This window comes from uncultured Thiohalocapsa sp., assembly GCF_913062725.1.
Lineage (GTDB): Bacteria > Pseudomonadota > Gammaproteobacteria > Chromatiales > Chromatiaceae > Thiohalocapsa.
Genome location: NZ_CAJXWY010000055.1, coordinates 20142 through 27470 on the forward strand (window position 1 = coordinate 20142; position 7329 = coordinate 27470).

Annotated in this window: 3 protein-coding genes; all 3 read left to right on the plus strand. The window is 68.3% G+C overall.

What is annotated here, in order from left to right:
* The first annotated feature begins 635 nt into the window (after positions 1–635).
* The 3 genes from QZ588_RS14120 to QZ588_RS14130 are packed head-to-tail and all read left to right on the plus strand — an operon-like array spanning position 636 to position 7023.
* Entirely contained in the window at positions 636–1904 is a 1269-nt protein-coding gene (locus QZ588_RS14120) for an NHLP bacteriocin system secretion protein (protein ID WP_295543586.1), read from the plus strand.
* Positions 1901–4102 carry an NHLP family bacteriocin export ABC transporter peptidase/permease/ATPase subunit gene (locus QZ588_RS14125; protein WP_295543587.1) on the plus strand — a complete coding sequence of 734 codons (2202 nt, stop codon included), beginning with the start codon at positions 1901–1903 and terminating at the stop codon, positions 4100–4102. Before QZ588_RS14120 ends, QZ588_RS14125 begins: the two co-directional genes overlap by 4 nt.
* The gene (locus tag QZ588_RS14130; protein ID WP_295543588.1) at positions 4099–7023 is read left to right on the plus strand and encodes an NHLP bacteriocin export ABC transporter permease/ATPase subunit; all 2925 of its coding nucleotides are present in this window, start codon (positions 4099–4101) and stop codon (positions 7021–7023) included. The genes QZ588_RS14125 and QZ588_RS14130 overlap by 4 nt, the downstream gene beginning before the upstream one ends.
* Positions 7024–7329 lie beyond the last annotated feature (306 nt).

A 7329-nucleotide genomic window follows, 5' to 3' on the forward strand; every position in this document is an offset into this window, starting at 1 on the left:
TGGCGCCTCAGGTCACGCGGTGATGCCTGAGCGGCGCCTGATGGTGCACGGCCGGCGGCTTGCGCAGACCGTCACCATCCAGGCTACGGAAGGGCGGGCACTGCCGCTTGATTGAGCGTCCAAAACGCTTGTCTGAGCGTCCAGGGATTGGCGAGGACACCGGTACGACCGGCGGGGGGCGGGCGGCGGATGGCGACGATGCATCCCAGGTCAGCGGTGGCTGACGCCCGAGTCGGGAGTGAGCACACGGGCAGACAGGTAGCAGCGCGCGTCGGGGCGCCTCCGGTCGGAGTCGTCGCCATACGGTCTGCGGCGCACATCGCCCAGCCTCCGGCGCCCCGGGGCACGTCGGGCACCTGCCGCTTGCGATGACGGCGCGCAGCGCTGGGCTTACTCGACGATCGCTCGGCCACCATCGCCGGCCGCGCCGGGGGGCGAGGGCCGTGATCGATTGGATGCCCCTCACCTTTATGGACGCACAGTCAAGCGTTATGGACGCTCAGGCAAGTATCTGCGCCCACCCTTGCGTACCCTGTGCGAGTTCGGCCATCCGCAGGCCATGCGCCTTCACAATCCTCCTCGCTCCGGGGTTCCCTTCAGCTTACGGGCCGAAGGCCTGATTCGACGCCCTTGCCATGAACCCGCTGTTCCGTCCTCAGGTACTCGCCAAGGTCACCAATCCCGACCAGCTCGATCAGTCCATGCGCCTGGTCCGGCCGCGGCATCTGCTGGGCTTTGGCGTCGTGGCGGCTGTGTTGGTCGCCGGCCTGCTCTGGAGCCTCATCGCCACCGCTCCGGTCAAGGTCGCCGGCCAAGGTGTGCTGCTCTCGCCCGCCGGGGTGGCCACGGTCACGGCCCGCGACGCCGGCCACATCGATCAGATCCTGGCGCAGCCCGGTGCGCATGTCAGCGCCGGGCAGCCCGTCGCCCTGATTCGCAACCCAGCCCGGGTCGACGAGCTGCGCGCGCTGGAGGCGGAGCTGGGGGAGGCGCAGGCGCTTTTTGAGGCCTTGGCCGAGGAGTTCGCCGCCCAGGATCGCCTGCAAGCCGACCTCCTGCAGCGCATGCGACAAGCGACTTCGGAGCGTGTCCGCACCCTGGAGGCGTTGGTCGCGTCACTGAGCAAGCGCCGGGCGGGCGAGGCGGGCCTGCGCGAGCAGGGCATGCTCAGCGATCGGCAGTTTTTCGACACCGAGACCCAGCTCGCGCAGACTGAGCATGAGCTTGCCCTGGCGCGCAACCAGATCACCGAGCTGGCCCTGGAGCACGAACAGCAGGCGGCGCAGCGTCAGCAGGAGCTCGCCGAGCAGCGCATCCGCGTGCAAAATCTCAAGCGCCGCGCCGAGAACCTTCGCCTCGACGCCGGGCGTAATCGCCGGGCGCTCGCCAGCGCCGCCGGCACCCTCGCCGAGCTCACCGTCGATCTCGATGACCCGGTGAGCGCCGGCCAAGTGATTGCGCGCCTGAACCTCGATCAGCGCGAGGACGGCGGGCTCACCGCCATCGCCTATCCACCCGCCGGCGACGGCAAGAAGGTCAAGCCCGGGATGCTGGCCCACGTCTCGCCCGCCACCGTGAAGTTCGAGCTCGAGGGCTATGTGCTGGGGCACGTGGTGCAGGTGGCCGAACTGCCGGCGAGCCGCGAGGCCCTGCTGCGCCGGCTGCGTAACGCGGTGCTGGTCGATCAGATCCTGCAGGCCGGCACCCCCTTCGAGATCGAGGTCGCGCTCGAGGTGGATGCCAGCACGCCGAGCGGCTATGCCTGGACCTCCGGCACGGGACCGGACATTCGGCTGGAGCCCGGCACGCTTGCGCGCACCGAGGTGGTGGTGGAGCGCGTGCACCTGATCAGCCTGCTGTTCCCGGCCATGGATTACGTCTACGGCTGGCTCAAGTCCCGATGAGCGCCAAGCAACCGGTCATCGGTGTGGTGCGCACCCCCACCATCCTGCAGATGGAGGCGCTGGAGTGCGGGGCCGCCGCGCTGGCCATGGTGCTCGCCCACTATGGGCGCTGGGTGGCGCTGGAGGAGCTGCGGGTGCTCTGCGGCGTCTCGCGCGACGGCAGCAAGGCGGTGAACCTCCTCAAGGCCGCGCGCACGCTCGGGCTCAAGGCCGGCGGTAAGCGTCAGGAGCCCGCGGATCTGGCACAACTCCCGGTCCCGGCGATCCTGTTCGTCAACATGAACCACTACGTCGTCTTCGAGGGGGTGACCAATGACGGGTTTCAGCTCAATGACCCCGCCAGCGGGCGACGCACCGTCTCGCCGGCGGAATTCGACGGCATGTTCACCGGGCTTGCCCTGGCGTTCGAGCCGACACCGGACTTCCAGCCCGGCGGCACGCCACCGGCCATCCTGCCGGGGCTCTGGGCGCTGGCGCGTCAGACCCGCTGGCCGCTGGCCCTGCTGACGGCGGCGGGACTGCTGCTGGCGCTCTTCGGCATCCTGCAGCCCGGGCTGCAACGGGTCTACCTCGACCGCATCCTGATCGAGCAGCTCGACGGTTGGGTCTGGCCTCTGATCGGCGTGCTGGCGGTCCTGGTGCCGGTGATCGCCGTGCTCACCTGGCTGCAGCAGCGGCTCATGGCCGCCATCACCGCCAAGCTGGCCATCGCGCTCTCCAGCCGCATGGTCTGGCGCGTACTGCGCCTGCCGGTGCTGTTTTTCAGCCAACGCTACGCCGGCATGATCAGCAACCGGGTCGCGCTCGCGGATCAGCTGGTGCTCAGCCTCACACAAGGGCTGTCGCAGATCCTGACCAGCCTCGCATTGCTGCTGCTCCTGGTCGCCCTCATGCTGCAATACAGCATGCCACTGACCCTGATCGCCGTCGGGCTCGCGCTCGGCAATGCGCTGCTGTTCAGGCACATGAGCAAGGCCCTCGGCGAGGCGTCGGAGAAGGTCAGCATGCAACTGGTCAACATGGGCAGCAAGGCCATGCAGGGGCTGCGCATGATGGAGACGCTCAAGTCCACGGGCACCGACGAGGTCTTTTTCAGTCAGTGGTCGGGGCTGCAGACGCTCTTCATCAACGCCCAGCAGGACATCGCCCAGCGCGAGGCCCTGCTCGCTGCACTGCAGGTCTGGCTGGCGAGCCTGACCGCCGCCGCGGTGCTGGTGATCGGCGGTTACTACACCATGACCGAGCGCTTTTCCATCGGCATGCTGGTCGCCTTTTCGACCATCACCATCCTGTTCAATCAGCCGGTCAATCAACTGGTCAGCCTCGCTGGCATGCTGCAACAGACCAAAGGCCTGCTGGCGCAGGTCGATGACACCCTGCGCTACCCGCCGGCGCGCGAGTTCGACCAGGCGCGCACGGCCGAGGCGGATTCGTCGCCAGGCGTGCCGGCGGGGCGCGTCGCCACCGCCCCCCTCCGACGTCTCAGCGGCGCCGTGCAGCTCGAGGCCCTGAGCTTTGGCTATGCGCCGCTGGAGCCGCCGCTGATCCGCGAGTTCTCGCTCAGCATGCACCCCGGCAGCCGGGTGGCCCTGGTGGGTGGATCGGGGAGTGGCAAATCCACCATTGGTAAGCTGCTGACAGGACTGCTCGAGCCCCAATCCGGGCAGATCCGATTCGACGGTCTTCCCATTTCCGCGCTGCCGCGTGACATTCTGCGCAACTCGCTGGCCGTGGTGGACCAGGAGATCATCCTCTTCGAGGGCAGCCTGCGTGAGAATATCAGTCTTTGGGACGAGACCCTGCCGCAGGAGCACCTGATTGGGGCGGCCAAAGATGCCCTGATCCACGATCTGATCCTGAGCCGCCGCGGCGGCTACGAGGCCAAAGTGGAGGAGAACGGCCGCAACCTGAGCGGCGGGCAACGCCAGCGCCTGGAGCTCGCCCGCGCCCTGGCCGGCAACCCGACGCTGCTGGTGCTCGACGAGGCGACTAGCGCGCTCGATGCGGTGACCGAGGCGGCCATCATGGCCAACCTGCGCCGGCGCGGCTGCACCACACTCATCATCGCCCACCGCCTGAGCACCATCCGCGACTGCGACGAAATCATCGTGATGCACCGGGGGGCGATCCTGCAGCGCGGCACCCATACCGAGCTGATGGCCAGCGACGGCCCCTACCGTCGTTTGATCGAGACATGAGCGCCCCCTGTCCGCCCTGGCCCGAGCGCTTGTGCCGCCAGGCCAGCCACGCGCGCCGCGGCGGCCACCAGCCGGTGCGACTCGATCAGCCCGCACAGGCCTGGGTCATCCTCGAGGGTCGGGTCGAGCTTTTTCTGGTCAGCCAGGGCGCGGACGGCGCACGGCATCATCTGGCCAGCGTCCCCGCGGGCGGCCTGCTGCTCGGTATCGACGGCGCCGAGGCGACGGACTTCATCCTGCTTGCGGTGCCGCATGTCGACACGGCGCTGATGACCCTGCCGTTGGCCGCCCTGCGGGCGGAGTCCATCCGCCCCGACGTGCTTGCGGTGCTGGCGCCGGCGCTGGAGCTCTGGCTGCGCGCCCTGAGTCAGGGCATGGCGCGCTGGGCTGCACCGCGCCCCGCGGTGGGCCATGGGCTCGAGGCGGGCGCGCGGCTCGATATCCCCTCGGGCCGCCGCCTCAGCGCCAAGCAGACCCTCGTGTGGCTGCGTCTGGACCCGGCAGCAGCAACCTATCTGGACTTGCAGGACCTGCCCGCCGGTGAGCCAGGCGACGACCAGGGCAGCGACCAGACGATCAGCTTTCCGCTGGCACCCGAGGCCTGGCTGCTCAGCGCCTGCGCCCTCGAGTTGCACGGCCGCTCCACCGCGCAGGCGCTGACCGATGGCGATGCCTGGGCCGGGGCGACCAATCTGCAGCACATCCTGTTCGAGACCGCCGCGCTCAACCTGCGCCTCGCCAACGTCGATGAGCACAATCGCCTGCGGGCCCGGCGCCGCGCCACCGAAGCCGAGCGGGACCATGCCTTCCACCAGCTCACAGCCACCGTCGGGGAACGCGGCCAGCCCGTGGCCGCGCCACCACGCCGGGAGCCATCCCTGGTCAGCGCCCTGCGCCTGATCGGGCGGGACGCCGGCTTCAGCGTTCGCCTACCGGCTGATGTCAAGCCCGAAGACAGTCCCAGCCTTGCACACCTGGCCCGCGTCAACGGACTGCGGCGTCGGGCCATCGTCCTGAGCGATGACTGGTGGCGGCACGATTTCGGCACCCTGCTCGCCTTCGATGCGCACAGCGGACAGCCGCGGGTCTTGCAGTTCGTCGGCGGCCGGGGGCCGCGCCTGATCGATCCGGCGAGCGGCATCGAGCTGACCTTCTCCCCGCAGCAGGTGGCCGCACAAGCCTGGGAGCTGACCGGGCACCTGCCCCTGCAGCCGCTGGGCTTGAGGGCGCTGTTTGGCTTCGCGCTGCGGCGCGGCTGGCGCGACCTTGTGCCGATGCTGGTGATGGGAGCCATCACCTCCGCCATCGCGCTCGCCACACCGGTGGCCACCGCCTACATCATCGACAGCATTCTCCCGAATCACGATCTGGGGTTGCTGCTCCAGCTCGGCGTCGTGCTGGCGGTGCTCGGCGGCGCCGGCTTCGCCGTCAGCTATGTCGGCACCCTGTCCTACAGCCGCGCGGAAAGCCGCATCGGTCAGGCGCTGCAGTCCGGACTCATGGACCGTGTGCTGCGCCTGCCCATGGACTTCTTTGAAGACTATTCCACCGGCGACCTGAGCACGCGGCTGCTGGCCATGAGCAAGGTGCAGACGTTGGTGTCGAGCGCGAGCGTCAATACGCTCCTGGGTGGCATCTTTGGCCTGTTCAGCTTTTTGTTGATGTTCGCCTACGATGTCCGCCTGGCCCTGTGGGCGGCGCTGGTGACTGCGGTCTATGTCTGCCTGAGCCTACTCCTGGCCTACCTGCGCCTGCGGCGGGAGCGAGTGCTGGCGGAGGTCACCGGGCAGGTCAACAATAGGCTGCTGCAGCTGATTCTCGGGGTGGCCAAGATCCGACTGGCCGCCGCCGAGGACCGTGCCTTCGCCCGCTGGGCCAATCTCTTTGCCCAAGGCCGGCGCCAGCAACTGGCCGCCCAGCGGCTCGGCGCCTGGCAGGGGGCACTCAATCAGGTGCTCATGCTCTCGGGGCTGCTGGTCTTCGTGCTGCTCATCGGCAAGCCGAGTGAGCGCCTGGATCTGGTCGCCGTCGGCGCCTTCTCGGCACTGCTGGTGGCCTACCAGAATTTCGCCAGCAGCCTCACGGCCATGCTGCTGACCGTCACCCAGTTGCTCGCCGTGCACCCGCTACTCGAGCGCGTGCGCCCGCTGCTCGCCGCCGCCCCCGAGATCGCCGACGACAAGCCAGACCCTGGTCCCCTGTCCGGGGCCATCGAGGCTACGCATCTGCGTTTTCGTTATGTGCCGGATGGACCGCTGGTGCTCGATGACGTCTCGCTGAGCATCGCTCCCGGGGCGTTCGTTGCCCTGGTCGGCCCATCAGGATCGGGCAAATCGACCCTGCTGCGGCTGCTGCTCGGGTTCGAGTCGCTGGAGGCCGGCGGCATCTTCTTCGATGGTCAGGACCTGGCGAGCATCGACGCCACCGCCGTGCGTCGGCAGATGGGTGTGGTCATGCAGCACGCCCAGCTCATGCCGCGCTCGCTCTACGAGAATATCGTTGGCACCTCGGGGGCGAGCCTCGTGGACGCCTGGGAGGTGGCCGAACAGGTGGGGCTGGCGGAGGATATCCGCGCCATGCCCATGGGGATGCAGACGGTGGTGCTGGAGGGCGGCGGGGCGCTCTCGGGCGGGCAGATGCAGCGGTTGATGATCGCGCGCGCCATCGTCGGCCGGCCGAAGATGCTGCTGCTCGATGAGGCGACCAGCGCACTGGACAACCGCACCCAGGCCGTCGTCACCGAGAGCCTGGATCGCCTACGCGTGACCCGTCTGGTGGTGGCCCATCGGCTGAGCACGGTAATCCATGCCGACCGCATCCATGTCATGGAAGCCGGGCGCATCGTCGAGTCCGGCACCTATGCCGAACTCATGGAGGCCGATGGCCCCTTCGCACGGCTTGCGGAGCGTCAGCAGGCTTGAGCGGATGGTGGCCGACGGATTGAGAACAACGATTAGACGTCGGACTTCCGGTGACGCCGGATGACCTGACCGCCGAGCTCACGCGCGATCTCAGCGGTGATCTCGACGCGGCAGGGCATTGAGCTCCGACGTCGGTCGCGCCCGACAGTGAACAACGGCGCTTTCCCGACGCCCGTGCTGCCCCCTAGGAGCCTGTCCGACTTAGGCTCAGGATTCGGTCTCATCCGTATGCTACTGCCAAAAAATATACGAATCGGTTTATTTGGGGCGAAAATTCGGGCTTTTTTCGCGAAAACGCGCGCTTTT